Annotated in this window: 1 protein-coding gene; it reads right to left on the reverse strand. The window is 61.5% G+C overall.

Annotated features, from left to right (window positions below; genetic code table 11):
* A partial coding sequence (locus GSQ79_RS01385; RefSeq protein WP_158806948.1) for a transglycosylase domain-containing protein occupies positions 1-208 on the reverse strand: 208 nt, incomplete at both ends.

Consider the following 208-nt stretch of genomic DNA (forward strand, 5'->3'; position numbering starts at 1 on the left):
GCTGCGTTCTTCATCGATGCCGCGATGTTCATAAAATCGCTTGTCCTCGGCCGCGAGGAAGGCGCGCTGAACGTGTTCGGGGATCTCGCTCAGCGGAACCGGGACGCGGCGGTTATTCGGCTCGTAAAGCTCCGCGAAATTCTCGCCCTTCACATCGAGGATCGCGGTCGCGCCGGGAAGCCGGTGATCCTTCCGCTGGTTCTGTGCT

Source organism: Beijerinckia sp. L45, from assembly GCF_009765775.1.
In the GTDB taxonomy this organism is placed as follows: domain Bacteria; phylum Pseudomonadota; class Alphaproteobacteria; order Rhizobiales; family Beijerinckiaceae; genus RH-AL1.